This window comes from Erythrobacter sp. KY5 (genome assembly GCF_003264115.1).
Lineage (GTDB): Bacteria > Pseudomonadota > Alphaproteobacteria > Sphingomonadales > Sphingomonadaceae > Erythrobacter.
Genome location: NZ_CP021912.1, coordinates 2,909,450 through 2,933,875, shown reverse-complemented (window position 1 = coordinate 2,933,875; position 24,426 = coordinate 2,909,450). Strand labels below are relative to the sequence as shown.

Annotated in this window: 24 protein-coding genes; 9 read left to right on the top strand and 15 right to left on the bottom strand. The window is 62.4% G+C overall.

The features are described 5' to 3' along the window. Window position 1 precedes the first annotated feature (1 nt). Together CD351_RS13965 and bchF are read right to left on the bottom strand one after the other, a co-directional pair. Window positions 2–1,300: a ferredoxin:protochlorophyllide reductase (ATP-dependent) subunit N gene (locus CD351_RS13965; RefSeq protein WP_111993206.1), complete on the bottom strand. Its 1,299-nt coding sequence runs from the start codon at window positions 1,298–1,300 to the stop codon at window positions 2–4. Continuing rightward, a complete protein-coding gene (gene bchF / locus CD351_RS13960; RefSeq protein WP_111993205.1) occupies window positions 1,297–1,770 on the bottom strand; it encodes a 2-vinyl bacteriochlorophyllide hydratase in 474 nt (157 codons plus the stop codon). The genes CD351_RS13965 and bchF overlap by 4 nt, the downstream gene beginning before the upstream one ends. Window positions 1,771–2,095: 325 nt before the next feature. Between bchF and CD351_RS13955 the strand changes: the two genes are divergently transcribed. From CD351_RS13955 to CD351_RS13925, 7 genes are all read left to right on the top strand, one after another. After that, a complete protein-coding gene (locus tag CD351_RS13955) occupies window positions 2,096–3,010 on the top strand; it encodes a B12-binding domain-containing protein (protein WP_111993204.1) in 915 nt (304 codons plus the stop codon). 13 nt (window positions 3,011–3,023) lie between these two features. Next, window positions 3,024–4,448, top strand: coding sequence for a transcriptional regulator PpsR (ppsR, locus tag CD351_RS13950; protein WP_111993203.1), 1,425 nt, complete (start codon window positions 3,024–3,026; stop codon window positions 4,446–4,448). 135 nt (window positions 4,449–4,583) lie between these two features. Continuing rightward, on the top strand, window positions 4,584–5,510 hold the full coding sequence (chlG, locus tag CD351_RS13945; RefSeq protein ID WP_111993202.1) for a chlorophyll synthase ChlG: 927 nt from the start codon (window positions 4,584–4,586) through the stop codon (window positions 5,508–5,510). Then, window positions 5,510–6,871 (top strand): BCD family MFS transporter, encoded by a 1,362-nt coding sequence (locus tag CD351_RS13940; RefSeq protein WP_111993201.1) that lies wholly within the window; start codon window positions 5,510–5,512, stop codon window positions 6,869–6,871. Before chlG ends, CD351_RS13940 begins: the two co-directional genes overlap by 1 nt. Next, the gene (locus tag CD351_RS13935) at window positions 6,868–8,076 is read left to right on the top strand and encodes a geranylgeranyl diphosphate reductase (protein ID WP_111993200.1); all 1,209 of its coding nucleotides are present in this window, start codon (window positions 6,868–6,870) and stop codon (window positions 8,074–8,076) included. The genes CD351_RS13940 and CD351_RS13935 overlap by 4 nt, the downstream gene beginning before the upstream one ends. A gap of 34 nt (window positions 8,077–8,110) precedes the next feature. Continuing rightward, the gene (locus tag CD351_RS13930) at window positions 8,111–8,599 is read left to right on the top strand and encodes a tryptophan-rich sensory protein (protein ID WP_174214275.1); all 489 of its coding nucleotides are present in this window, start codon (window positions 8,111–8,113) and stop codon (window positions 8,597–8,599) included. A gap of 22 nt (window positions 8,600–8,621) precedes the next feature. Further along, window positions 8,622–8,882 carry a hypothetical protein gene (locus tag CD351_RS13925; protein ID WP_111993199.1) on the top strand — a complete coding sequence of 87 codons (261 nt, stop codon included), beginning with the start codon at window positions 8,622–8,624 and terminating at the stop codon, window positions 8,880–8,882. Window positions 8,883–9,504: 622 nt separating this feature from the next. On the opposite strand, the gene pufM is transcribed toward CD351_RS13925, so the two are convergent. The 9 genes from pufM to CD351_RS13875 all read right to left on the bottom strand — a co-directional run bounded on the left by pufM (window position 9,505) and on the right by CD351_RS13875 (window position 18,097). Further along, window positions 9,505–10,431, bottom strand: coding sequence for a photosynthetic reaction center subunit M (pufM, locus tag CD351_RS13915; RefSeq protein ID WP_111993197.1), 927 nt, complete (start codon window positions 10,429–10,431; stop codon window positions 9,505–9,507). Further along, complete coding sequence (gene pufL / locus CD351_RS13910; protein WP_111993196.1) at window positions 10,431–11,267, bottom strand: photosynthetic reaction center subunit L; 837 nt, start codon at window positions 11,265–11,267, stop codon at window positions 10,431–10,433. Before pufL ends, pufM begins: the two co-directional genes overlap by 1 nt. A 128-nt stretch (window positions 11,268–11,395) precedes the next feature. Next, window positions 11,396–11,524 carry a light-harvesting antenna LH1, alpha subunit gene (gene pufA / locus CD351_RS13905; RefSeq protein WP_007164990.1) on the bottom strand — a complete coding sequence of 43 codons (129 nt, stop codon included), beginning with the start codon at window positions 11,522–11,524 and terminating at the stop codon, window positions 11,396–11,398. An 86-nt stretch (window positions 11,525–11,610) separates the two neighbouring features. Further along, window positions 11,611–11,769: a light-harvesting antenna LH1, beta subunit gene (gene pufB / locus CD351_RS13900; protein WP_007164989.1), complete on the bottom strand. Its 159-nt coding sequence runs from the start codon at window positions 11,767–11,769 to the stop codon at window positions 11,611–11,613. 150 nt (window positions 11,770–11,919) lie between these two features. Continuing rightward, window positions 11,920–13,377: a chlorophyllide a reductase subunit Z gene (bchZ, locus tag CD351_RS13895; RefSeq protein WP_111993195.1), complete on the bottom strand. Its 1,458-nt coding sequence runs from the start codon at window positions 13,375–13,377 to the stop codon at window positions 11,920–11,922. After that, window positions 13,374–14,852 (bottom strand): chlorophyllide a reductase subunit Y, encoded by a 1,479-nt coding sequence (gene bchY, locus CD351_RS13890; RefSeq protein ID WP_111993194.1) that lies wholly within the window; start codon window positions 14,850–14,852, stop codon window positions 13,374–13,376. The genes bchZ and bchY overlap by 4 nt, the downstream gene beginning before the upstream one ends. Window positions 14,853–14,904: 52 nt before the next feature. Continuing rightward, complete coding sequence (locus CD351_RS13885; protein ID WP_111993193.1) at window positions 14,905–15,894, bottom strand: chlorophyllide a reductase iron protein subunit X; 990 nt, start codon at window positions 15,892–15,894, stop codon at window positions 14,905–14,907. Beyond that, window positions 15,891–16,826, bottom strand: a complete 936-nt coding sequence (bchC, locus tag CD351_RS13880) for a chlorophyll synthesis pathway protein BchC (protein WP_111993192.1) — start codon at window positions 16,824–16,826, stop codon at window positions 15,891–15,893. The genes CD351_RS13885 and bchC overlap by 4 nt, the downstream gene beginning before the upstream one ends. Before the next feature lie 137 nt (window positions 16,827–16,963). Then, complete coding sequence (locus CD351_RS13875; protein ID WP_111993191.1) at window positions 16,964–18,097, bottom strand: methyltransferase; 1,134 nt, start codon at window positions 18,095–18,097, stop codon at window positions 16,964–16,966. Between the two features lie 124 nt (window positions 18,098–18,221). On the opposite strand from CD351_RS13875, the gene crtD reads away from it, so the two are divergent. After that, window positions 18,222–19,796, top strand: a complete 1,575-nt coding sequence (gene crtD / locus CD351_RS13870; protein WP_111993190.1) for a 1-hydroxycarotenoid 3,4-desaturase CrtD — start codon at window positions 18,222–18,224, stop codon at window positions 19,794–19,796. After that, a complete protein-coding gene (locus tag CD351_RS13865) occupies window positions 19,730–20,635 on the top strand; it encodes a hydroxyneurosporene dehydrogenase (RefSeq protein WP_234027306.1) in 906 nt (301 codons plus the stop codon). The genes crtD and CD351_RS13865 overlap by 67 nt, the downstream gene beginning before the upstream one ends. On the opposite strand, the gene CD351_RS13860 is transcribed toward CD351_RS13865, so the two are convergent. Genes CD351_RS13860 through CD351_RS13845 form a run of 4 tightly spaced genes read right to left on the bottom strand, consistent with a single transcriptional unit; the run spans window position 20,632 to window position 24,409 of the window. Further along, the gene (locus tag CD351_RS13860) at window positions 20,632–20,814 is read right to left on the bottom strand and encodes a hypothetical protein (protein ID WP_111993188.1); all 183 of its coding nucleotides are present in this window, start codon (window positions 20,812–20,814) and stop codon (window positions 20,632–20,634) included. The genes CD351_RS13865 and CD351_RS13860 overlap by 4 nt on opposite strands. Before the next feature lie 15 nt (window positions 20,815–20,829). Next, complete coding sequence (gene bchO, locus CD351_RS13855; protein WP_111993187.1) at window positions 20,830–21,723, bottom strand: alpha/beta fold hydrolase BchO; 894 nt, start codon at window positions 21,721–21,723, stop codon at window positions 20,830–20,832. Further along, window positions 21,720–23,411, bottom strand: coding sequence for a magnesium chelatase subunit D (locus tag CD351_RS13850; RefSeq protein WP_111993186.1), 1,692 nt, complete (start codon window positions 23,409–23,411; stop codon window positions 21,720–21,722). The genes bchO and CD351_RS13850 overlap by 4 nt, the downstream gene beginning before the upstream one ends. Further along, the gene (locus tag CD351_RS13845; RefSeq protein ID WP_111993185.1) at window positions 23,408–24,409 is read right to left on the bottom strand and encodes an ATP-binding protein; all 1,002 of its coding nucleotides are present in this window, start codon (window positions 24,407–24,409) and stop codon (window positions 23,408–23,410) included. Before CD351_RS13845 ends, CD351_RS13850 begins: the two co-directional genes overlap by 4 nt. Window positions 24,410–24,426 lie beyond the last annotated feature (17 nt).

Here is a 24,426-nt window from a genome sequence, read left to right as displayed (position 1 = left end):
GTTACACCTCCAGCCTGTCGCGACGGCGCAGAGGCCGGGCGAAGAGTTCAGCGAGATCGCCTGCCTGATCGAAACCGTGGATCGGCGAGAAGACGAGCTCGATCGCCCACTTAGTGCTGAAACCTTCAGCCTCCAGCGGGTTTGCGAGACCGAGGCCGCAGACGGTGAGGTCGGGCTTGTCTTCGCGCACGCGGTCAAGCTGGCGTTCAACATGCTGGCCTTCGCTGATGCGGGCTGACGGCGGAATGAGGTCGAGCTCCTGCGCACAGTGCGCGCGATGGAGATAAGGTGTGCCCACTTCGACCGGGATCATGCCAAGCTCGGTCGCAAGAAAGCGCGCCAGCGGCACTTCGAGCTGCGAATCGGGCAGGAAGGTGATGCGCTTGCCTTCAAGATTGCCCCGCGCATGTTCGATTGCGCGCTTTGCCCGCTCGCGACCGGGCGCGACCACGCGGTCGAAATGCGCGTCGTCCACGCCAAACTCGCGCGCGGCAGCGTGAAGCCAACCGGTCGTGCCCTCTGCGCCGAACGGGAACAGCGCGTCGATCCGCTTTGCGCCGCGATCTTCCAGCGCCATGGCGGTGTCTGCAAGGAACGGTTGGGCGAGCAGATAGCGCGTATTCGGGCCGACCGGCGGAAGGTCGCGCGCATTGCGAGCCGGAAGCACACCGACATTGTCGATGCCGAGTTGATCGAACAGCCGCAGGAACTGATCTTCCACGATATCGGGAAGCGAGCCGACTAGCAGCAGCTGCCTGGGCGCAGCGGCGGCTTCGCTGGGCATGACCGGCACGAGCGCGGCGAGACAGGCATCCTCACCTTGCGTGAAGGTCGTCTCGATCCCGCTGCCTGAATAATTGAGGATGCGCACATCGGGCATGTGCTGCGCGCCGAGTCGCTGCGCGGTCTTGGCAAGGTCGAGCTTAATCACTTCGGACGGGCAAGAGCCGACCAGGAAAAGCGTCTTGATATCGGGCCTGCGCGCAAGGAGCCGAGTAACGACACGGTCGAGTTCGTCCTGCGCATCGACCATGCCTGCAAGGTCGCGCTCTTCCATGATCGCGGTTGCAAAGCGCGGCTCGGCAAAGATCATCACGCCCGCCGCAGATTGCAGCAGGTGAGCGCAGGTGCGCGAGCCGACTACGAGGAAGAAGGCGTCCTGCATCTTGCGGTGCAGCCAGACGATCCCTGTCAGCCCGCAGAAAACCTCACGCTGACCGCGCTCGCGCAGGACCGGGCGTGTTTGTGTGACCTGAGGGGCATCGCAGCCGGCCAGTGGGGTGTCGAGCGGCGGGGTCATGCGGGCACCGCCTCGGCGTTGCTGCCCTGCAGGCGCGCCATGCGCAGTTTCCAGAGGAACTGTCCGGCATTGATGACATAAGCGGCGTAAGCCGCCAGCGCGACGCCGAGTCGCTGCTCCATCGTGCCGATCGCGCCGAAGAGCATGACAAGGTAGAGCGTGTGCAGAGCAAGCACCGCCATCGAGAAGACATCTTCCCAGAAGAAGGCGGGGGCAAAGAGCCACTTGCCGAACACGACCTTTTCCCAGATCGAGCCGGTGATCATGATGGTGTAAAGCACCAGCGTCTTGATCACGATAGAGACGTCGGCAAGCCAGGCGCCTTCGCCGGTGGAGAGCGTGCGCAGGACCAGTCCAAGACTGACGAGAAAGACCAGGAATTGCAGTGGGGCAAGGATACCCTGGACCAAAGTCCAGACCGACTCGTCTCTGCGCCGACGCTCTTCTGGTGAGTAGAGCGCCCCATGCATCCCAGCTTCTCTCCCTGCGCCGTTACGTGGCGCTCCGGAGTCAGCCGAGCATGAGAGATCTTGTCGAGTCATCCTCATCGATAGCCTTCGCTTTCAGAATGCAAGACTACGCCTTTCGACCTCAAAGTGTCAAATAAATTAGACGTAAAATAAAGTGGACAGTCTGACCGCTGGCTGTTTAGGTTGTTTGCTAAGAATGGGTGATTGGTGTAGAGGAGTCGCGTTGGCGGCAAAGGAGTCGGGAACCATCCGACCTCGCCAGCCTCGACGCGGGGACCCGCGCCATCGCCGGAGACTATCAGCCGGTGGACGGGAAGGGTCAGCTATGGCAGCCTCGAAAGGCTCAGGAATGATCGGCGCTGGCTCGGCCGCGTTACGGCGTGTCATGTCTGCGTCTTTGAAGCTGCGCAAAGATTCCAAAGGCGATCGCCTTCCTGCAAATTCCGACAATCACGCGCTTGCCGACGATTCGATCAACGCAATCATCGAAGGTGAGATCATTCCGCGCTTGATGATGGCGCACGCCATTGGTCCAGATGGCGGCGATGCCCGGTCGGAGATCGACCCTTGCGCCGCAGACCAGTTTGCGCTTCTGCCCTTGCGGCTGGAGGCGGCGAACCTGCTTGAAGAAGTCGACGCCTATCTCTCCGATGGCGTCAGTGTCGAAGCGGTCCTGCTCGACCTTCTTGCTCCGGCAGCGCGTCGCCTCGGCCAGATGTGGGATGACGACGAAGCTGATTTTCTGGACGTCACAATGGGTTTGTGGCGCCTGCAAGAGGTGATGCGCGAGATTTCCCTGCGCGCTCCGATCCGCCCGCCGCTTGCCCGGCCCGACGCTGCACGAGCGCTGTTCGCGCCGATGCCAGGGGACCAGCACAATTTCGGTTCGCTGATGATGGATGAGGTCTTTGCCCGCGCGGGTTGGGACAGCAGGGCGCTGAACAAGCCTTTGCGCAAGGAACTTCTCGACGCGCTGTCGAGAGAGCCGTTTGACGTCGTAGGATTGACGCTTTCACGCGATTGCCCTAGCGCCGCCATCACAAACATAATTAAAGCGATGCGCAGCGTGTCTGCAAATCCGCACCTCTCTATTCTGATCGGTGGTCGAATGATCAACCAAAACCCAGCACTTGTTGCCGAAGTGGGAGCCGATGGGACCGGCGCCGACGCTCGGGCTGCACTCGATGTGGCAGAGCGATTGGTCCAGTCCGCCGAGGTGCGTGCGCATATGCTGAAATAGGGTGGGCCTGTAGATGCTGACCCGAAAGCACTCCATCGAAGGCAAGAACCCGTTCGGCAAGGCCGCTGAACTCTTCAACTCGCTTGATGCCGACGCCGCGATGAAGCTCGCGATGGTCGCCGGCGACATCACCCTGGTGCTTGATGACACGGGGATGATCCTCGACACAGCCTTCGATCCCAAGGAATTCCCGGGTTTTGAAGGCTGGGAAGGCACCAACTGGATCGACACGGTTACGGTCGAGAGTCGCCCCAAAGTCATGGAAATGCTGGCCGCCGCACGGCGCGGAGAGGTTCAGCACTGGCGTCAGGTGAACCACCCGACCCGCGATGGCGACGTGCCGATTCGCTATGCAGTTCTGACAGTCAACGGGGGCGAGCACCGCATCGCTTTCGGACGTGACCTTCGCGAAGCGGGCAAGATGCAGCAGCGGCTGCTTCAGGTGCAGCAATCGCTTGAACGCGATTACCTGCGCATGCGCCAGCTCGAAGCGCGCTATCGGATGCTCTTCGAGATATCGGGCGAGCCGGTCCTGATTGTCGAGGCTGCGACCCTGCGCATCCGCGAGGCCAACCCGGCCGCACACACCCTGATGGGCGTACGCTCGGGCAGTTTGCCGGGCAAGAAGCTGCCTGCCCTGGTCGAAAAAGGCTCGCGCGATACGTTGCAGAATCTCGTCGGGGCTGCGCTGGCGTCTGAACACGCGACACCGGCCAACATCACGCTGACAAAAGGATCGACCGAGGTTGCGGCAAGTGCTGCAGCCTTCAGCCAGGATCGCGGGCAATACCTCCTTCTCAAGCTCGCGCCGCATCGTGGCGAAGGGGACGGGGCAGGCGCATCCCCTGCGCTCGAACTGGTCGACCAGATGCCCGACGCATTCGTCATTGCCGATTCCAACCTCGACGTGGTGAGCTGCAACAACGCCTTTGTCGAACTGGTGCAGGCCGCCAGCGCCGATCCGCTGCGGGGACGGGCGCTTGCAAGCTGGATTGGCCGACCCGGCATCGACCTGGAACTTATTGAAGGGCAGATCGACCAGTATGGCTGTGCCCGCAACGTCTCCACCGTCCTTCGCGTCGGTGATGATATCGACGGTGAGCCGATCGAATTGTCCGCCGTTCGCTCGTCGGGTGAGGGCGGCCTTTATGCTTTCGTGATCCGTCCGATTGGCCGCCGCCTGCGCGACCTGCCGCCCGGTTCTCAGGATCTGCCCCGATCGGTCGAGCAACTTACCGATCTTGTCGGTAGGATGTCGCTGAAGGAAATCGTGCGCGAAAGCACCGACCTGATTGAGCGTTTGTGCATTGAGGCGGCGCTCCAATACACCTCGGACAATCGCGCTTCTGCCGCTGAAATCCTGGGTCTGTCGCGGCAGAGCCTTTATTCCAAGCTGCACCGGCATGGGCTGGGCAATCTGCCGAGCGATCCTGACTAAGGGCGCTGCCAAGCGAGCCTGATCCGAGGCGCCAATCTATGCGCTTTTTCGGAGATCGGCGGAAAATCGGCAATCTGACAAATGAAAGTGTCCAATTAATTTGACGCACTAGCCTGTCAGGCATACGTTTACGAGATGGAGAGGTCCGCCGTCTCGACTCGCGAAGTGCCCATTGCTCAGGCACAGACGCCTTTGCGTCCAAGACCTCGCGACGTTCTCCAGCTGCTCAAACCGATCACCTGGTTCCCACCAATGTGGGCATTCATGTGCGGTGCGGTTTCGTCCGGGGCGGGCCTTGACGGGCGGTGGCTGTTCGTTCTGGGCGGTGTGCTGCTGGCAGGACCGCTAGTTTGCGGGACCAGTCAGGCCGTCAACGACTGGTTCGACCGCCATGTCGATGCCATCAACGAGCCGGATCGACCGATCCCTTCAGGGCGTATTCCGGGGCGCTGGGGCCTGTACATCGCAATCATCGCGACGCTGATTTCTGCGCTTGTCGCATGGTTTCTCGGGCCGCTCGTGTTTGTCGCAGCGCTCGTCGGGCTGGCACTGGCCTGGGGCTACAGCGCGCCGCCATTCCGCTTCAAGACAAGCGGTTGGACCGGACCTGCGGTGGTCGGTTTCACTTATGAGGGGCTGAGCTGGTTCACCGGCGCGGCCGTGATCCTGGGCGCGATGCCGCGCGCGGAAGTCCTGATCGTCCTCGTGCTTTATAGCCTCGGCGCACACGGGATCATGACGCTCAACGATTTCAAGGCGGTCGAAGGCGACAAAGCAACGGGCCTGCGATCGCTTCCCGTCATTCTCGGTGTTACGCCCGCTGCGCGCCTCGCTTGCGGGGTCATGGCCGCCGCGCAGATCGCGGTGATTGCGCTTCTCGCGATTTGGGGGCTGACGCTCTCCGCGCTGATCGTGGCCGGGGTGCTGCTCGCTCAGTGTGCAGCGATGCCGCGCCTGCTGCGCGATCCCAAGCGTTATGCGCCCTGGTACAATGGTGTTGGCGTGACGCTTTACGTCCTCGGCATGCTTGCGGCGGCTCTGGGGCTCGGGGGTTACATCTGATGCATGCGCCCGCACCCTCTTCGGCAAACAGGGGACTATCCTGGCTGGCGATCATCCGCATAGGGATGGTGCAGGCGTCTATCGGCGCCATGGTCATGCTCATCACCACCGTTCTGAACCGGCTGATGGTGGTCGAATACGCATTGGCCGGAGCGATCCCGGCAGCGCTCGTCGGCTGGCATTATGCGGTGCAGCTGGGCCGGCCCTTATGGGGACACGGCTCCGACAAGGGCGGTAGTCGGTCGCTCTGGATTGCGGGCGGGATCATGGTGCTGGGCCTTGGCGCAATCATGGCGGTTCAGGCGACGGTGATGATCCAGCAGGATTTCGCTCTCGCGATGGTCATCGCGGTTGTCGGTTACACGCTGATCGGCGTCGGCGTTGGTGCAAGCGGGACTTCCGCGCTCGCATTGCTTGCATCGGGCGTCGCACCCGAACGCCGCGCCGCAGCGGCTGCGGTTACCTGGATCATGATGGTGGCTGGCATTGTCGTATCGGCAATCACTGTTGGGGCGCTGCTCCAGCCGTTTTCGCCTGAGAGGTTGCTGACAGTTTCATCGGGCTTGCTCATCACCTGTATCGCGATCACCTGCATCGCGGTCTTTCGGATCGAGCCGCGGATGGGCGTCTCGCTCACCTTTGCTGAAACGGCGAAGAGCGATCCGCCACCCGATTTCAGAGAAGCCCTGCGCGAGATTCTCAACGAAAAGGCAGCGCGCCGGTTCACGCTTTTCATCTTCGTCTCGATGATGGCGTTCAACATGCAGGACCTTATCCTTGAGCCCTTTGCCGGATTGATCTTCGGCATGACACCGGGCCAATCCACTCAGTTGGGCGGCATGCAATCGGGCGGTGTGCTTGTCGGAATGATCGTGGCCGGCATCGGGGGGAGCGCCTTTGCAGGACGGCTGCCGTTCGAGCTTCGCCATTGGATTGTGTTTGGCTGTCTTGGATCGGCCTTGGCGCTTGCGAGCCTCGCGATGGCCGCACAGGTCGGGCCGGGCTGGCCGATTGCATCGAATGTCTTCGTGCTTGGCTTCTGCAACGGCCTGTTCGCGGTTGCCGCGATCGGGGCGATGATGGGGCTTGCCGGGGCTGGCGAGAAAACGCGTGAAGGTGTTCGCATGGGTGTGTGGGGCGCGGCGCAGGCTATCGCATTCGGCCTTGGCGGAATGCTTGGCGGCGGTGGTCTGGACCTCGCACGCCGCGCTATCGCGCACGACCCAAGCGCATTTCAGATTGTTTTTGCCATCGAGGCAGCGCTGTTCGTGCTCGCCGCGTGGCTTGCGGTGCGTGCCACCGCCAGAGGGCTCGCGCCCGCGCGTGCCATTATCGAGAGGGATGAAGAGGTGTTTGCATGAGCGAGAAAATCTACGATGTCGTCGTGGTTGGCGGGGGTCCCGCTGGCGCAACTGCTGCAAACGATCTCGCGCTTGCGGGCCATTCGGTGCTGCTGATGGAGCGCGGCGGGCGGATCAAGCCATGCGGCGGAGCCATTCCGCCGCGCGCCCTGGATGATTTCGACATCCCTCAATCGCTGCTGGTCGCACGCGCGCGGTCGGCCCGGATGATCGCGCCCTCTGGCCGTGCCGTCGATATGCCCGTCGGCGAGATCGGATATGTCGGCATGGTCGACCGCGAGGAATTCGACGAGTGGCTGCGCGAGCGCGCGCGCATGTCAGGCGCTGAAAGGCTGACGGCCACTTTCGACAAGGTCGAGCGCGACAATCACGCTCATCCGCTTGTCACTTTCCGGCGAGAGCGCGGCGGTCCGATAGAGAAGGTCCGCGCACGGTGTGTCATTGGTGCCGACGGTGCGCGTTCGGCAGTCGCCAAGCAATGCCTGCCCGACGCAGAGCGCGTGAAATGTGTTTTCGCTTATCACGAAATCATCAAGTCGCCAGAGCTGGGTATGATCGCCAATGACGACGCCTATGATCCCGACCGCTGCGACGTGTTCTATCAGGGCAAGCTGTCTCCCGATTTCTATGCCTGGGTGTTCCCGCATGGCGAAACCGCCAGCATCGGCGTCGGCAGCGCGAACAAGGGCTTTTCTCTGCGCGGTGCAGTGTCGGAAATGCGCACCGAACTCGACCTTACACGGTGCGAGACGATCCGCCGCGAAGGCGCACCAATCCCGCTGAAGCCATTGAAGCGCTGGGACAACGGCGCCGACGTCATCGTCGCGGGCGATGCCGCCGGTATCGTGGCTCCAGCGTCCGGCGAAGGCATCTATTACGCGATGGTTGGCGGGCGCTATTCCGCCGAAGCTGCATCACAGATGCTCCTGACCGGTGAGGCCAAGGCGCTCAAACTGGCGCGCAAGCGCTTCATGAAGGATCACGGCCGGGTGTTCTGGATACTCGGGGTCATGCAGTATTTCTGGTATTCGAGCGACAAGCGGCGCGAACGCTTTGTCGATATGTGCGATGACAAGGATGTGCAGCAGCTCACATGGCAGGCTTACATGAACAAGAAGCTGGTCCGGAAAAAGCCGCTCGCCCATGTGAAGATATTCCTGAAGGATACAGCTCATCTTCTTGGCCTGAGACCGGCGAGTTCGTAGCGTTTTCCAAGCGGCGGGAGAGGGATCACCAGCCATGAGTGTGAGCAAGACCTGGATACTGCCCGCTGTGGTGGCTGCGGTAACCGCTGCTATCGTGGCGGTTCTCGGTGCAACGATTACCGATCTGGGGCCGTGGTATCAAAGCCTCGAAAAGCCGAGCTGGAATCCGCCCGATGTCATGTATCCGGTCGGGTGGACCGTTATCTTCGCGCTCAACACCGCCGCGATCGTGTCAGCGTGGCGAGCGGCTCCGACACCCAAGGTTTCCGACACCATCATCGGGCTTTTTGCGCTCAATGCCTTCCTCAACATTACCTGGTCGATGATCTTCTTTCGCATCCAGCGGCCCGACTGGGCGTTCATCGAAGTGCTCCTCCTGTGGCTCTCGATCGTGGCGCTTGTGTTCTACTGCGGACGGTACTCGAGAACCGCTGGCCTGTTGTTTCTGCCCTATTTGCTCTGGGTGACCTTTACCGCGGCTCTCAACTGGGCGGTCGTCGATCTCAACGGCCCTTTCGGCTGATCGCCTTTGGGCCAACGGGCAGATGATTGACGCCTTCTTCTCAAGCGGTCACGCTGCCGATCTCGTTCTGGCACTGCTGGCCGCGGAAGCCGTGTGGCTTTGGCGCGTGAAGGGCTGGCGCTGGGCAAGAATCGCGGGACTGATCGGCCCCGCAGTGTTTATAGTCCTCGCGCTGAGAGCCGCGCTGGTCGGCGCTGGCTGGGAGTGGGTTGCGGTGCTTCTGGCGCTCTCGCTGCCGTTGCATCTGATGGACTTGCGCGGTCGATTATCTGGGTCGGAGTAATTTAGTGCTGGCCCAACATTGTATCTGGCCGTCTGTTACCGTCCCGATTTGCAAATATTGACAGCGCCGCCAAGCGACGAAACAAGGCGTTACCTGTTTCAATACTTGATGGACGCGCCTTGATAAGAATCCTCTTCGCAATCTTCGTCTTAATGGTCGGCGCAGCGGTGGTGTGGAACCTGGCGCGCGGAGATGAGTACTCCTCGTCGAGTATCTACGCGAGCGATCGAAGCCTGAGCAATGTGATGAAGTGCGTCTCAACCAATGGTGCACTCATCAAGAACGATATCCAGCTTATCAATGCCTGCCGTGGCAATCGAAGAGGGTCTTGCCAAAGAGGGATGACGTATCTGTCGGACGACGGGCAGATGCGCCTTTCCGTGCAGCCTTCAGATGGCATGGTTGAAGTCAGAGTTTTGCATAACCAGCCACTCTCGTCGTCGGCCATCGAGACACTGAAGCGGTGCACGCAATAGCTCCGCTTTCATGCCGATTGGGGGCTTTACCGGCGCCTCTCTCAGGCACTGGCATTTGTTCCTAACCCATGAACCAAAAAGCCCGACCGCGCATTGTCGCGCAGCCGGGCCTCCTGGATAGATAGACCTATGAGGCGTTGAACCGCCTAATTCATCGGAGCGTAGTAATGCTCCTGTGCCCACAGGTACCAGTTGTCGACGACGGTTCCTGAAAGCAGGATGCCGATGCCGCCGGTAAGGGTCGTGAGAACCGCGAACCACCACGCCCAGCGGTGGATCGATTCCATCGTGGCGTTGAAGCCCATGGTCCAGCGCCAGAAGAGGGCTCCGCGTTCCGAAGCCGTGCCACGGTCGGTGATCTGCTCGATCTCGCGCTCACCGCCATAGCGGCCAAGTGCAAGGATCGTTGCCCCGTGCATGGCGAACAGCACTGCTGAACCATACAGGAAGACGATCGATAGTGCGTGGAACGGATTGTAGAACAGGTTCCCGTGAATGAGCGAGAAGTTGTTCGTCCAGTCGAGGTGGCTGAAGATGCCGTAAGGCACCGCTTCGGACCAGCTGCCAAGGAGCAGCGGGCGGATAAAGCCAAGCACCAGGAACAGCCAGATCGCCGAAGCAAATGCCCATGGGATGTGCATCCCCATACCGAGCGACTTCGCCCGCATATAGGTCCGCGCCCACCAGCACAGCACCGAGATCGACAGGAACGCGCCGGTCAGGATGAACCAGCCGCCCTCATTCAATGGTACGAACGGACTGAAGCCATATTCCGGTCCCGGAGGATCAAGCGAAAGCCAGAACAGCTCACGCATGAAGGTCTGCGGGTTCCACCCGGCCTGTGCCCAGAAATTCAATCCGATGATCATGAAGGCTGCGAAGCCGAAGACCAGCGAGATCGTTCCGAGAAGACCAAGATAGAGCGGGCCAATCTGAGCCTGCCCGAACTTGCCCAGCCAGTAGCTGTAGCCCGTTGCACGGACACGGCTCTCATCGCCGGGAGGCAGAGGGACGCCCATTTCGGGCGGGCCCTTGACCTGGATCTGAGTGAAGATGTTTTGATAGGTAGCCATCAGACCGGTCCTCCTGCCCAAATCGGGATCTTGCGCCAGAAGTCCCAGAACTCGATCCAGCTACCGGCGTAAAGCGTGCCCGAGATCACGATGCAGATCGCGCTCCAGAACGCTGCGTTGAGCGCCAGGAACAGACCCACACGGTGAATGCCGAGCGTGCCGACCGAATAACCGATGAAGTCCCGGAAATAGGTGTCTTCATATTCGGGTGCGCGCACTTCGTTGCCTTCGCCGGTATTCACCGCCGAAAGGACAAGTCCGCCGTGCAGAGCCAGCGCGAGACAGTTCGTGAAGAAGAACGTGATCGCGAGCATGTGAACCGGATTGTAATGGAAGTTCACGTAGTTGTAGCCCGTGTATGAGACCCAGTCCAAGTGCGTCCAGATGCCGTACGGGAACGCGTGTCCCCATGCGCCCATCCAGAAGGGACGGATCACGTTCAATGTGACAAAAGCGAAGACCGCCACCGCGAAAGCGATGGGAACATGATAACTCATGCCCAGCTTGCGGGAGATCTCCGCCTGCCTCATCACCCACGATCCGAAGGCGACGATGGCACACAGGGTTATGACCTGGTGGTATCCGCCCTCTTTAAGAGGTGCAAAGGCTAACCCGGCTTCTATCGGCGGTGGCTGGATGTCGATAAGCCAGGGGTTGAGAGTGGGTCCCGCTGCCGCAGCGGCGAAGATCAGCATAGTGCCCAGAAGAGCGCTGATTGCCACCAGGACACCGAAGAACCCAACGTAAAACGGCCCGACCCAGAAATCAAAAAGGTCGCCGCCGATTATTGTGCCACCGCGCACGCGGTATTTCCGCTCGAAACTAAGGAGCGCCATAGGTCCATCCTTCCCGCCTCAGGGGCGGGCGTTATCGTTGCGTGTCGGTTTGTGGGAGGCAGGCAGGCGAACCTGCCCCCTCACGAAGTTTGGCTGTTCAGCTTGTAAAGCCTACCCAGCTCAGCGGTTTAGCTGAGCCAGTTGTAGCTTTCCGTGCTGAGCAGGATGAAGTGGATCGTGAACGCCAGGACAGCGAGGCCGACATGAAGTGCGACCAGAGTCCGGCGAACATCGAAATGATGCCAAATCTTGTACATAATTGTTTCCTTATTCCATGAGCTTGGTTTGCCGAGGCGCGCGCCCATGACGGGCGAGAGCAAGGGCAATCAGGCGATTTGGAAGATCAGAGCGGCAGCCAGGGCTTGTTAGCCCAGATGAGAATGTGGGCTACCACTGCAATCGCGACGTAGAGACCAAAGGTACCCATGAACGCGCCATGGATTTCCTTTGCTTCTTCGTCGGTCAGGTAAGTACCCACGCTGGGGCGATCACCATCGGCCATAGTCGTATCTCCGTTTAGTTACATTGGAGCGGGAGCTGGATTGCCCCCGACGGTATCCGCGCGTGATCCCCCACGTGGATTGCGGATGCCCGATACATTCAGGCAAGTTGCGGCGCCTCGCGACTGGAGGCAAAATATCAAGTCCCATCGTCATGCCACCTCTCCTTCGAGAAGCGTCTCGGCGAGACAATCTGCGGAAACTGTTGTTGCGCCCTTGCGGCGCGCGGTTGCCTCGGCGGCGTCGCGCAGCCTCTTGGCAGCGGAAATTCGAATGAGGACGGGCTGCTTTTCGACCAGCTCGTCGAGCCGGACCTTGGCGTCCGCATCCCATTGCAGCTCTCGTTCGAGGCGGGCAGGGGTTGCGTCGCCCTTGTCCATATCGGTGCCGAGCGGGAGGATATGGAACAGCGCGTCGAACAGCGCGTTGCACACTTCCTGCACAAGATAGGTCGCACCCGAATAGCCCATGAAGGGCGTGCCGATGTGGCGGCGAATGGCTGCACCGGGAAAGCTTGCCGGAATGAACATGCCGCTCGGGCCGAGCCCGCCGGCGCATTCGGCCATGTACATACGCTCATTATAGCTGCCGAACACCACCAGGGGTCGGCTGTTATAAATGGCGGCGCGCACTTCGTCGTTCTTGGGCTTTACGCCAGCCTCGCGGCTGAAAGCGAAGGCGCAAGGGAGCCCCATGTCTTCTTCGAGGAAGTGGCGGATACCGCGTGCGTAAGTGTCGTTGGCAACGATGCCGAAATTGGCGGTGCCGAAGAAGTCCTGCGTGACCGACCGCCACAGGTCCCAAAGCGGCTTGATCGTCGTGTGTTTCTCGCGCTCGATGAAGGGTTCGGGGTCAAGCCCCAACTCTTCGCCGAGCGCACGGAGAAACTTGGTTGTGCTGGAAAGGCCCACGGGGGCCTGGAAATACGGCCGTTCTAGCGTTTCGCACAGGTTGCGGCCGAACTCGCGGTACATGCAGACATTGGCGTCTGCCGTTCCCAGCGCGCGGATGTCGGCAAGATGGCAGCCGAGCGGGAAGACCACGCCGACTTCAGCCCCGATCCCTTCGACCAGGCGGCGAATTTCCGCGAGATCCGAAGGCATGTTGAACATGCCGTAGGACGGGCCGATGATGTTGACGACCGGCTTCTCGCCTTCCTTGCGCTCCTTGACCTTCGGCATTTTCTTAGGGCCGAACTCGGTCCACAGCCAGGTCAGCGCGCGGTCTGCCGATTGCCACTGATCCTCGTCGATCGTGCGCGGCAGGAAGCGCTTGATATTGGTGCCTTCGGGCGTAACGCCGCCGCCGATCATCTCGGCGATGGAGCCAGTCACGACAACGGCAGGCAGTTCCGGATCGAGCGTTTCCCAAGCGCGTTTCATTGCGCCTTCGGTGCCGGTCTTGCCCAGTTCTTCCTCGCCAAGACCCGTCACCACGATGGGCAGTTCATGCGGGGGCAGGGCGTCGGTGTAATGCAGCACGCTGGTCACGGGCAGGTTTTCGCAGCCCACCGGGCCATCGATGATGACCTGCAGGCCTTTCACCGCCGTGAAGACGTAAGTGGCGCCCCAATATCCGCCGGCGCGATCATGGTCGAGAACGAGCGTCATGTGCCCACCGCCTCGGACGCTTTGCGTGCCGCTTCGTTGAGGGCGGCATACTTCTTGCGGAACTTGGGCCTGTCTACGGGCGTGTCTTCCCAGACACCGGTGGCATGGCCATCGCCGACGCCTTCGAAGAAGTCGCGCATCTTGTCGAAGCGGTGTTTGTTCGACATGGCCGCATTCACGACCTGCGCAAGACTGCCTGCACCAGCTGGCCCCATCAGCGGGCGGGCGGAAATCAGGTTGGTGAAGTACAGCGACGGGATCGCTTTCGCCTTCGCATGCTGGACCACCGGGGTGGTGCCGATGGCAAGGTCGGGCTGGAATTCGTTGACTGCGGCGATGTCATCTTCGAGGCTGGCGCGGAAGTTCACCCGGATGCCTTTGTCCTCGAGCCATTCGCGATCGGGATCCGACCACTTGGTGCGTGGGCAGGCGCTGCCGACATAACGCACATCCGCTCCGCTCTCGACGAGCAGGCGCGCAACCAGCAATTCAGAACCTTCGTAGCCGGACACGGTGATCCGCCCGTTGACCGGCATGGCCGACAAAGCGCCGCGGATAGCCCCGACGAAGCGATCTTTCGCCACGTCCACCTTGTCCTGCGCGATGCCGCAGGTCTGACCGATTGCATCGAGCCAGGCGGCGGTGCCGTCCGCGCCCACCGGGGCGGAGCCGAGGACCGGGCGGCCAGCGGCTTCGAACTCGCGCACGCTGGCGGTGTAGAACGGGTGGATCGCGGCGACTGCTGCGCAATCGAGCGCTGAATAAAGCTCACGCCATTCGCGTGTCGGAACAACCGGACCGGCCGCAAGTCCTAGCGGTTCGAGCATCTGAGAGATGCCGACAGGATCAGCCGGGAACATCTCTCCTAACAGAGTGATTGTGGGCCGGTCCGGTCGTTCCTTCGGCGCAGCGACAGGGCCCTGGGTGGCCTCTTCACGCGCATATGCGAGCATCGCGCCCGCGAGAACGTCTTTCGCCTCGGCATGTGTTGGAATGCCGAAGCCGGGAACGTCGATCCCGATGATGCGCACGCCGTTTATCTCGTTCTTGAGCAGCCGCAGTGGAACGCCGCTGGCCGTTGGCACGCACAGATTTGTGACGACGATGGCGTCGTATTTCTCAGGATCGGCGAGGTCTTCGACCGCTTCCTTGATGTCTTCGAACAGTTTGCCGGTGACCAGCGTTTCCGAAGAGAAGGGCACGTAGCCGACCGTTCGCCGCGCGCCATAGAAATGCGAGGTGAAGGTGAGACCATAGACGCAGCAGGCCGAGCCGGAGAGCACGGTTGCAGTGCGTTTCATGCGAAGCCCGACCCGGAGCGACCCGAAGGCAGGGCACATCGATTGCGGCTGATCGTGCGGTCCAACGGGGTAGTCAGCCTCATAACGGTCGAGCACTTCGCTCTTGCCCGCCTTGCGCGCCGCTTCGCGCATGGTGTCGCCGCTTGAGCAGCCGCCTTCGACCGGTGCGCTCATATCGAGCCGGTCGGCGGTGCGTTGCGCGTTCGAGGCGGGTAGATCGGTCAGATCAAATCTCGTCGTAAATCACTTCAAGCGATGGTTTTTTTTCGAAGGTTCCGCCGCGCATATCGGCCTGAGTGGCCGGGACCAGCTCGACGTTGCCGCCTGTCTCATCGGGGCTGAAAAGGCCCAGCAAACCATCCTGATCAAGCGGCGAGGGCTGGCGCGGCGGTGCCTCAGCGACGTTGATGGCAAGCTCTTCGAACAGGCTCGCCCATTCGCCGCCGGGCACGCCGATGATCTGGTAATTCGCGCTCTTGCGGCGGATGTCTTCGTTGGCGGGGATCGCGGTCAGGACCGGGATGTCGACAGCCTTGGCGAATGCCTGAGCCTCGCCTGTTCCGTCATCCTTGTTTACGATCATGCCGGCAACCCCGACATTGCCGCCCATTTTGCGGAAATATTCGACCGCGTGGCAGACATTGTTCGCAACATAGAGCGATTGCAGGTCGTTCGAACCGACAACGATCACTTTCTGGCACATGTCCCGCGCGATCGGCAGGCCGAACCCGCCGCACACGACGTCACCCAGAAAATCGAGCAGGACGTAATCGAAGCCCCATTCGTGGAAGCCCAGCTTTTCGAGCAGTTCGAAACCGTGAATGATCCCGCGACCGCCGCAGCCGCGCCCGACTTCCGGCCCACCAAGCTCCATCGCGAAGACACCGTCACGCTGGAAGCACACGTCTTCGATCGTGACTTCTTCGCCTGCGAGCTTCTTCTTGGAAGAGGTTTCGATGATGGTGGGGCACGACTTGCCGCCGAACAGCAGGCTGGTCGTGTCGCTTTTCGGGTCGCAGCCGATCAGCAGCACACGCTTGCCCTGCTGAGCCATCATGTAGCTGAGGTTCGACAGGGCAAAGCTCTTGCCCGATCCGCCCTTGCCATAGATCGCGATGACCTGAGTCTCGCTCTTCACTTCTCCGGTGTGGACGGGATCGGGCTCCTCTGCGGCTTCATCGCGCAGGGCCTGGGCCTGGGATTCAAGCATCGTCATTCAGCACCGTTCCAATCGAGAACCATCTTGAGACAATCGGGATCGCTGAAGGCCTTGGGATAGGCCTCGCTCGCGCGTCCGGCAGGACTGTGGTCCGAGATCAGTCCAGAAAGATCGAGTTCACCGCTTTCGATCAGCGCCAGTGTCTGGGCGAGATCGTCAGGGTGCCATTCCGCGGCAATGCGCAGCCGCGCCTCCTTCATGAAGGCGGGCGCGAAGGCGAAATTGATGCGGTCGGAGTAAAAGCCCGCAAGCGTCACCTCGCCGCCTTTGGCGAGCCTGCCGATCAGCGTGTCGAACAGCCCGGCATCGCCGCTCGCATCGTAGATTGAACGATAGTCGCGGCGGTCGTCCTTATCGCTGTCGGTGACGGTGTATCCGGCAGCCCCCATGGCACGGTGTTCGCTCTTTTCCCAGACGGTGGGAGCGGGCGCGCCAAGCGCGATGGTCAGCCGGGCCAACAAGCGTCCAAGGACGCCGTGGCCGATGATAAGGTCAGGCGGCGAACCGCCGTTGATTGCGTGAAGTGCGGTAGCGGTGAGGGCGCAAAGCACCCCTTCGGCACCGAGTCGCTCTGGCACCGCCATGGCGCGAGCGGAGGGCAGGATCACATGGTCGGCGGTTCCGCCGAAAAGTCCACGCGCACCCGAATAGCAATTGGCACCGGGCACAAATACCCATTCACCGATGCGTGCGCGGGCCAACGGACCAGCATCGACGACGCGGCCCACGGATTCGTATCCGGGAACAAGCGGGTAACCCATGCCGGGAAATTCGGGCATTTGCCCTGTCCAGAGGAGTTTCTCGGTGCCTGAGCTGATCCCGCTCCAGGCGATATCGACGAGGACGTCACATTCACTGAGCGCATTCAACTCAAGAGTCTGAAGCGCCAGGCGCTCAGGTCCCTCGAGTATCACGGCCAGTGTTTCCATTGTCCTCTCACTTCCCCCTTCAATCAATGCCTGAGCGGTGATCCAGACCGACTCGTGCAATGGTCGAGAGATGGGTTCTCTCATGCGTGTGCTACGCCTTACACGTTAAAGTGTCAATTAAAGCGGACAGTTTATAGTCAGGCTGACGCGACAATAATGCTGGCGTTGACCGGTTGCGGGGTTGCGATGGATCGAGTTTTGCTGAATCCGGCTTTACGCAGCATCGCGGAAATCTCCTCCACCGACCGGGCGCGGCCCGATCCCATCGCCCAAAGGTAAAGCCCGAAGAACGCCTCTCCCATGCCCTGCGCGCCGGGCGCACGGGCCATCGGTTCCGCGATCAGCAGCCTCCCTCCCGGCGCGAGGCTTGCGCGGATGTTGGCAAGCAGGCGGGAAGCCGGTTCGTCGTCGTGATCGTGCAGGATGCGCACGAGGCTGACGATATCGTATCCGGTAGGTATCGGGTCTTCGAAGAAGTTGCCGGGATGCGCGCTTACCCGCTCGTTGCCGAATCGGTCCGTCAGCACTTGTGCGCCCTGCTGCGCGACTTCAGGCAGGTCGAACAGGCCCAGTTGCAGCGAAGGAAAGGCCTCGCCCATGCGCGAGAGGAAAGCGCCGTGCCCGCCGCCTACGTCAAGCAACCGCGCGCTCTGCGGGAAGGTGAAGCTCGCGAGCACCTGATCGGCGACGAAGTGCTGCGATGCGGCCATCAATTGCGAGTATTCCGATGTCTCCTGCCCGCGCTCCGCCGCGCCGTGCAGAGCGCCCGCATAGGACCAGTAGCGCGATAGCTCGGTCGGCTCCTTGCGGTCCTTGCGCAGTAGCTCCAGTGGATCGGCGAGGTCGCGGTAAAGGAGGCGGTGGTGCCGGATCATCGCCTGTGCGCCCATGTCAGCCGCCAGCACCGCGCCGGATTCGCCAAGCATCCAGCCATCGGCGATCGGTTCTTCCGAAAGCGCCAATGGACGACCGGCGCGAAGCAGGGTCTTGGCGGCTTCCTCGCTCAGTTCCAGCTCGGCCGCGACGCGCCTGTGGCTGACCGGGCCTGTGGCGAGGACATCGAACAGTCCGCTTTCGACATAGGCGCGAAGGATCTGTGAGTAGGTAAAGCCGGCGACAAGGTCGAATGCCTCGCCTGCTCGCGTCTTGGCGATGCGCCGGATGAGCGGGAGCTTTGCGGCCCAATACTGAAATCGCGGATTTGCGAACACGCGGTTGCGATGTGCGACGTAGCGCACTTTCCAGCTGTCCTTGGGCGACCCCCTGGTCATGCACGTAGCTTCGATTTACACATCATATGTCCAAATGATTGGACAGATGCTAGTGTTACGTCAATGATGTTGTCCGGACTCGGAGCATTTGCGCCTCCGGGCAAGGCGCACGGGAAGAGGGGAGATGGGCGGCAAAATCGTCGTGATCGGGGCCGGAATGGGCGGGCTTGCAAGCGCTGCCCGGCTGGCGGCGCGCGGCTACGATGTGACGGTCGTCGAAAAGGAAGCGGGCGTTGGCGGCAAGGCTCGCCGTGTTTGCGTCGACGGCCATCCGGTCGATGCCGGGCCTACCGTTTTCACCATGCGCGATGTGTTCGACGAGATCTTCGCCGAATGCGGCACGCGCCTCGACGATCATGTACGCATCCGCCGCGCCGAGATCATTGCCCGCCACGCCTGGGACGATACCGGAACGCTCGACCTGTTTGCCGATCCGCTTTGCAGTGAAGAAGCGGTGGGCGACTTTGCAGGAGCTGAGGCAGCGCGCCTTTATCGCGAATTTCGCCAGACCACCCGGCGCATGTACGATATCCTCGACAAGCCGATGATGCGCGGCGACAATGTCTCCACTCCGTTGCCGCTATTGTGGCGCATCGGTCTGTGGCGCTTTTCGGACTTTGCCGCGATGCGCCCGCACCAGTCGATGTGGAATGCGCTGGGCGAATTTTTCCCCGACCCGCGCCTGCGCCAGTTGTTTGGCCGGTATGCAACCTATTGCGGTTCGTCTCCGTTCGATGCGCCTGCGACCTTGATGTTGATCGCGCATGTCGAGGCGACCGGCGTGTGGTTGATCGACGGGGGCATCCATGCGCTTGCCGAGGCGCTGAAAGACGCGGCTGAGGCGAAGGGCGCGACATTCAGGCTTGGCACGTCAGTCGCGCAAATCCTCACGCAGCGCGGCAGCGGCGCGTGCGGCGTGCGCCTTGCCAATGGCGACGTGATCGAGGCCGATGCGGTGATCTGCAACGCCGATCCCAACGCCATAGCGCAAGGGTATTTCGGAAAATTGAGCGAGCGGGCGGTCAAGCCGCTCGCGCCCAAAAAGCGCTCTCTTTCCGCGATGGTGTGGTTCGCACATGCCAAGACAAAGGGCTTCGACCTCACCCATCACAACGTGTTTTTCTCGCGCGATTACAAGCGCGAATTTGACGAGATCGCAGGCGGAAAGGTTCCAAGCGAACCGAGCGTCTATGTCTGCGCACAGGATCGCGGAGGCCATGCGGCCAATGCCTCATCCATCGCGCAGGGCAAGCGCGAGCGTATTCAGATCATCGTCAACGCACCCGCCAATGGCGACACCTGTTCCTACCCAGACGAGGAGAAAGAGCGATGCACCACGCAGATGAGAGCGACGCTCGAGAGATGCGGGCTGGAGCTCGAGGAGGACATGCCGCACGAACTCGCCAGCCCGGCGCAATGGGAACACCTGTTCCCGGCAACCGGGGGGGCACTTTATGGCAGAGCGTCGCACGGCTCGGCAGCTTCCTTCCTGCGGCAAGGCCCGCGAACGAGGATGCCGGGGCTGTATTGCGCGGGCGGGGCGACGCATCCCTCGGCAGGGGTCCCGATGGCCGCCTTGTCCGGGCTGTTGGCAGCGAAGAAGGTCGACGCGGACCTCGCTTCAACGAGGCGATCGAGCCGGGTGGCTATTCATGGTGGTACGTCGATGCCATCAGCGAGGACGGGCGCCACGGGCTGACGATCATCGCTTTTCTGGGAAGCGTATTCTCACCCTATTACAAGAGTAGCGGGCGGGGCGATCCGCTCGACCATTCCTCGCTCAATGTCGCGCTCTATGGCCCCTCGCATCGCTGGGTCATGCACGAACGTCCGCGCGCCGACGTGACGCGCGATGAGCGCAATCTAGAAATCGGGACGAGTGCTGTTCGCTGGGATGGGAACGTGCTCGAAATCGATATTGAAGAGCGCGACACGCGGCTCTTCAACCCGATCCACCGAAGGGTGGCTGGCAAGGTGCGCGTCCATCCCGAAGCTCTCAATCCAGCGAGCTTCGCGCTCGACCCGGCGCAGAACCATATTTGGCACTGCATGGCCCCGCGCGCCCGGATCGAGGTCGAGATGGAGGAGCCCGGCATCACATGGAGTGGGAGCGGCTATTTCGACCACAATCGCGGACGCGAAAGCCTCGAGAGCGGCTTCAACATGTGGCATTGGTCGCGCGCTCACATGCGCGAAGGCGCGGTGGTTTGCTACGAGGGTGAGCGATCGGACGGGTCGGTGTTTGCAAGCGCTATCCGGTTTGACGCCGACGCGATCCCGGAAGAGGTCGACCTGCCGCCCATCGCAGCGCTTCCCAAGAGCGGCTGGCGGATCGAGCGGCGCACGCGATCGGACATCGGGGTCGGGCATGTCCGGCGGACGTGGGAGGATACGCCCTTCTATGCGCGCAGCGAACTCGCATCGAAGCTTTACGGCGAAGAGGTGGTCGCGGTGCAGGAAAGCCTCGACATGCGGCGCTTTGCATCGCCGGTCGTGCAATTCATGCTGCCGTTCCGGATGCCGCGAAAGAAGGCTTAACTCGCCTCTTCCTTGGTTTCAGCGTTAGCCTTCTCGGCCGCCTCGCGCGCCTCGCGTTCGGCGCGCATTTCGCGCACTTCGCGGCGCATTTTCCACCATTGCCAGAAGCACACCCCGATCGCGATGCCGTAGAACAGCGCGATCTCGATCCAGCCGAAGTTTTCGGTGAAGTTTTCCATCGCGGCTCCTCCTCCTCAATCGGCGGGTGCGAGCGTTTCTGCGGCAAACTCGCGGATCATTTGTGCCGCGCGCTCGGGCTCTTCCTCATGCGCAAGATGACCCAGGCCGCCCAGCACTTCAAGCCGAGAGGTCGGCAGCCACGAATGCGCTTCCTTCGCCCAGTCCAGCGGGATTGCCGCATCATCGGTCGAGTGGACCAGCAGCACCGGATTGGCGACCTCGCTCATACGCGTGCGCAGGGTCGGCAAGTCCCAGTTTGCCATCATCGCCAGCGCGCCCTTGGTGTGGCGCGGGTTCTTCAGAAGCGCCGAATAGCAGGCCAGCCCTTCGGTATCGATGCGCGAATTGGTCGACTTGTAAAGGAACCGGTCCGCTTCCCCGCCAAAGCTTGCCGCTGCCGAGAAGATGCGCGGCACGAAAGGATTGACGAACAGCACCTTGGCAATCGCCGGGAAAACCTGCGCGGCAAGTCCCGGAAACGGACGAAGCGCGGAATTGAGCCCGACGATGGGGCCGCGAAATCCGTGGTCGAGCGCGAGCTGGAGCGCGAGCGCAGCGCCTGCGGAATGACCGACGATCATGTCGGGTGCAAACGCGGTTTCATCGAGCAGCCGCCGGATCGTGCGCGCCATGCGAAGGAGCGAGGTGTCATCGGGCAGGTGGCCCTGGGTGAAAGCGTGACGCGGCAGGTCGCAGGCGAGCATCTCAAACTCGCCCGCCAGCGCCGGCATGACGCCGCGCCAGCTGTGCACCGATGCGCCGGTCCCGTGGAGGAGCAGGATGCGCGGGGTGCCGACCTCTCCCATGCGCTGAACGTGCCAGTTCGCGCTGCCGAGGCGCACGAAGCTCGACGCATCGCGATGCGGCCAGATGCGTCCCTCGCGGTTCCAGTTCAGGGCTGCGCTCATGCGGGCTCTCGAATATTGGTCGAGATCGCCGAATGCAACGCCTTGGCGTCGGCGCGCGGGAGGGCGAGGTAGCGTGCCTGCATGGCGGCGGCGAGTTCCGGACCTTCGCGGCCCGGTCTTGCGGATATGTCGACCACCAGCGCATCATAGCCTTCGCGTGCGATGGACTTGGCCGAAGCCTCTGCGTCTTCGCGTGCCTGCGTGCGGCCCGGCTGGCCCTTGGCATCGAGATTGGCGCGGCCATCGGTGAGGACGATCAGGCTCGGCGTGCGGCCTTTGCCCGCGACCGAGCGTGCCAGCTCGCGCGCGGCATTAAGCCCCATGGCGAGCGGAGTTCCGCCTCCACCGGGAAGTTCGGCCAGCGCGCGCCGCGCCCGTGTCAGCGAGCGCGTGGGCGGCAGCAGCATGTCGGCATTCTCTCCGCGAAAAGCGATCAGAGCGACTTCGGAACGCGTGACGTATGCTTGCGCCAACATCAGCTCGACCGCACCCTTGGCCTCGGCAAGGCGGGCGGCGGCGGCCGAACCGCTGGCATCCACGGCGAAGATCGTCACGCGCGCGGCTTTTTCCTCGTAACGCCGGATGCGCAGGTCTTCCTTGCGCATCAGGATCGGCGCGTCGGGGTCGGCGGCGCGCTCGCGGCGTCTTTCGGCCTGCCATGGGACGGCAGCGCGCAGGGTGTCGATCAACGCCAAACGCGCTCCGCCACGCGGCATACCGGGACGCGCGCCGAGTGGTTTGCCCCGCAGCCCTGCCTTGCGCTTCTGTCCTGTACCCGATGCGCCCCGCTTGGGCGTCTTGCCCTTCACCAGCTGTTCGAGAAGGTCGCGCGGTATCGAGGCGGCAGTGGCCTCGATCAGCATTTCTTCCAGCTGTTCGGGCGAGGGCATGTCGGTGTCGTCGGGCGTGTCGCCGCTCTCCGGTGGGGGAGGGGGCGGCTCCTGCTGCTCCTCCTCTGGCGGAGGGGGTTCCTGCGGCGGCATCCGGGTCGCGCGCGCGGCGAGCACGAGGCGCGCTGCGGCTTCGAGGTCGGGTTTCGCAGCCTTGTTGCGCCCCTCCAGTGCGGCATGAGCGCGGGCGGCTTCGGCGGCGTGGATCAACGGGCGTAGAGAGGGCACATCGAGTGCGGCCCCGGTTGCTGCAATCGCGCCCAGAGCATCGTCGGACAGCGGCGCGGCTTCGCCCGTCGGCATTGCGCCAAGCGATACACCGAGCCATTCGCGCGACTGTGAAAGGTCGCACATGAATGCCAGCCGCTCGATCAGAGCAGGAGGTGGCGCGTCCTCAGTTTCGATCCCGTCGTCGAGCAACACCAGCGCGACCCGCCGGTCATCGAGCGCTTGCGCAAGCCTTCCCGCGACAGCCTCATCAAGCCGTTCCGCCATGGGCACGACCAGCACGCCGCCTTGCGCTTCTGCCAGCAAGCCCGCTGTCTCGACCGGCTTGCCCGCAGCAAGACTAGCCGCGATGTCGATCCCGCCGAGCAGGCGTTCATCATCGACATGACCGGGCAGGCGCCGGGTCGGGAGCGCCTCCGATATGGCGACGACCAGGGCATCGCGCGCAGGCGATGCTCCGCGCAGCACCATGCCGCCGAAAAGGGTGGGGTTCTGGGTGAAGAGCCGTGCGGCGCGGATCGCGTCGTGGAGCGGATCGGGCGCGCTCCCCCGTTCGTATGGGCCGTTCACCCGAACAGCTCGTCAATCGCGCGCATGATGCGCACGGTTGAGCCGGTTTCGTCGAGCACATCGCGCCGCAACCTGTGACGCAGCGCGGATGGGGCGACAGCGATGAGATGTTCGCGCCGTACTGATTTCGCCCCGTCGAGCGCCGCGAGCGCGCGGGCCGCCCGCATCAAGGTCAGCTCTCCGCGCAAACCATCGGCCCCCACGGCGAGGCACAGATGCGCCGCATCGGTCAACACGTCTTCGCCCGGTTCGAGCTTTTCGAGCCGCTTTTTCCCGCGCGCGATCTGTTTGAGGATCTTTTCGTCCTCTCCTGCCCATTGTGCCGCAAAGCCTTCCGGGTCGCGTTCGTTCGCGGCGACGAGGCGCATGATTTCGACCCGTGTCTCGATATCGCCAGGCGTGCGCACTTCGACCGAAAGCCCGAAGCGGTCGAGCAATTGCGGGCGCAGTTCGCCTTCTTCCGGGTTGCCGCTGCCGATCAGGACAAAGCGCGCCGGGTGGCGCACCGAAAGCCCTTCGCGCTCAACCACGTTCTCGCCCGATGCAGCCACGTCGAGCAGCAGGTCGACCAGATGGTCTTCGAGCAGGTTGATCTCGTCAATGTAGAGAAAGCCGCGATGCGCTTTGGCGAGGAGGCCGGGTTCAAACCCTTTCTCGCCCGAGCGCAGCGCGCGTTCCAGGTCGAGCGAGCCGATCACGCGGTCTTCGGTCGCGCCTAGCGGAAGGTCGACGAAAGGCACCGGCCGCTTGCGCAAGGGACCGCCGCCGCACACGTCGGGATAGCGCCGGGCGTCTTCCTTTGAGCCGCCATAGATGCAATCGACATGCGCGGTGATCGGCGGAAGCAGTCCTGCCAGCGCACGCGCTGCCGTGCTTTTTCCGGTACCCCGGTCGCCGAACACCATCACGCCGCCAACACTTGGGTCGACCGCTGCGATAAGCAGCGCTCGCTTCATTTCGTCCTGTCCGACGATTGCGGAGAATGGGAACCGGGCCATAGGGTTGCCCTTGTGAA

Bases quoted from the DNA above. Each gene is read 5' to 3' on its own strand.
- bchY (WP_111993194.1), bottom strand. From the start codon at position 14,852: ATGAGCGCACCGGTCGAAGGCGGCTGCTCAAGCGGCGACACCATGCGC.
- pufM (WP_111993197.1), bottom strand. From the start codon at position 10,431: ATGGCTACCTATCAAAACATCTTCACTCAGATCCAGGTCAAGGGCCCG.
- bchC (WP_111993192.1), bottom strand. From the start codon at position 16,826: ATGGAAACACTGGCCGTGATACTCGAGGGACCTGAGCGCCTGGCGCTT.
- CD351_RS13875 (WP_111993191.1), bottom strand. From the start codon at position 18,097: ATGACCAGGGGGTCGCCCAAGGACAGCTGGAAAGTGCGCTACGTCGCA.
- CD351_RS13885 (WP_111993193.1), bottom strand. From the start codon at position 15,894: ATGACGATGCTTGAATCCCAGGCCCAGGCCCTGCGCGATGAAGCCGCA.
- chlG (WP_111993202.1), top strand. From the start codon at position 4,584: ATGGAGAGGTCCGCCGTCTCGACTCGCGAAGTGCCCATTGCTCAGGCA.
- CD351_RS13940 (WP_111993201.1), top strand. From the start codon at position 5,510: ATGCATGCGCCCGCACCCTCTTCGGCAAACAGGGGACTATCCTGGCTG.
- CD351_RS13955 (WP_111993204.1), top strand. From the start codon at position 2,096: ATGGCAGCCTCGAAAGGCTCAGGAATGATCGGCGCTGGCTCGGCCGCG.
- CD351_RS13925 (WP_111993199.1), top strand. From the start codon at position 8,622: ATGATTGACGCCTTCTTCTCAAGCGGTCACGCTGCCGATCTCGTTCTG.
- bchZ (WP_111993195.1), bottom strand. From the start codon at position 13,377: ATGACGCTCGTTCTCGACCATGATCGCGCCGGCGGATATTGGGGCGCC.
- pufL (WP_111993196.1), bottom strand. From the start codon at position 11,267: ATGGCGCTCCTTAGTTTCGAGCGGAAATACCGCGTGCGCGGTGGCACA.
- bchF (WP_111993205.1), bottom strand. From the start codon at position 1,770: ATGCATGGGGCGCTCTACTCACCAGAAGAGCGTCGGCGCAGAGACGAG.
- CD351_RS13860 (WP_111993188.1), bottom strand. From the start codon at position 20,814: ATGGAAAACTTCACCGAAAACTTCGGCTGGATCGAGATCGCGCTGTTC.
- crtD (WP_111993190.1), top strand. From the start codon at position 18,222: ATGGGCGGCAAAATCGTCGTGATCGGGGCCGGAATGGGCGGGCTTGCA.
- pufA (WP_007164990.1), bottom strand. From the start codon at position 11,524: ATGTACAAGATTTGGCATCATTTCGATGTTCGCCGGACTCTGGTCGCA.
- pufB (WP_007164989.1), bottom strand. From the start codon at position 11,769: ATGGCCGATGGTGATCGCCCCAGCGTGGGTACTTACCTGACCGACGAA.
- CD351_RS13965 (WP_111993206.1), bottom strand. From the start codon at position 1,300: ATGACCCCGCCGCTCGACACCCCACTGGCCGGCTGCGATGCCCCTCAG.
- bchO (WP_111993187.1), bottom strand. From the start codon at position 21,723: ATGAGCGCAGCCCTGAACTGGAACCGCGAGGGACGCATCTGGCCGCAT.
- CD351_RS13845 (WP_111993185.1), bottom strand. From the start codon at position 24,409: ATGGCCCGGTTCCCATTCTCCGCAATCGTCGGACAGGACGAAATGAAG.
- CD351_RS13930 (WP_174214275.1), top strand. From the start codon at position 8,111: ATGAGTGTGAGCAAGACCTGGATACTGCCCGCTGTGGTGGCTGCGGTA.
- CD351_RS13935 (WP_111993200.1), top strand. From the start codon at position 6,868: ATGAGCGAGAAAATCTACGATGTCGTCGTGGTTGGCGGGGGTCCCGCT.
- ppsR (WP_111993203.1), top strand. From the start codon at position 3,024: ATGCTGACCCGAAAGCACTCCATCGAAGGCAAGAACCCGTTCGGCAAG.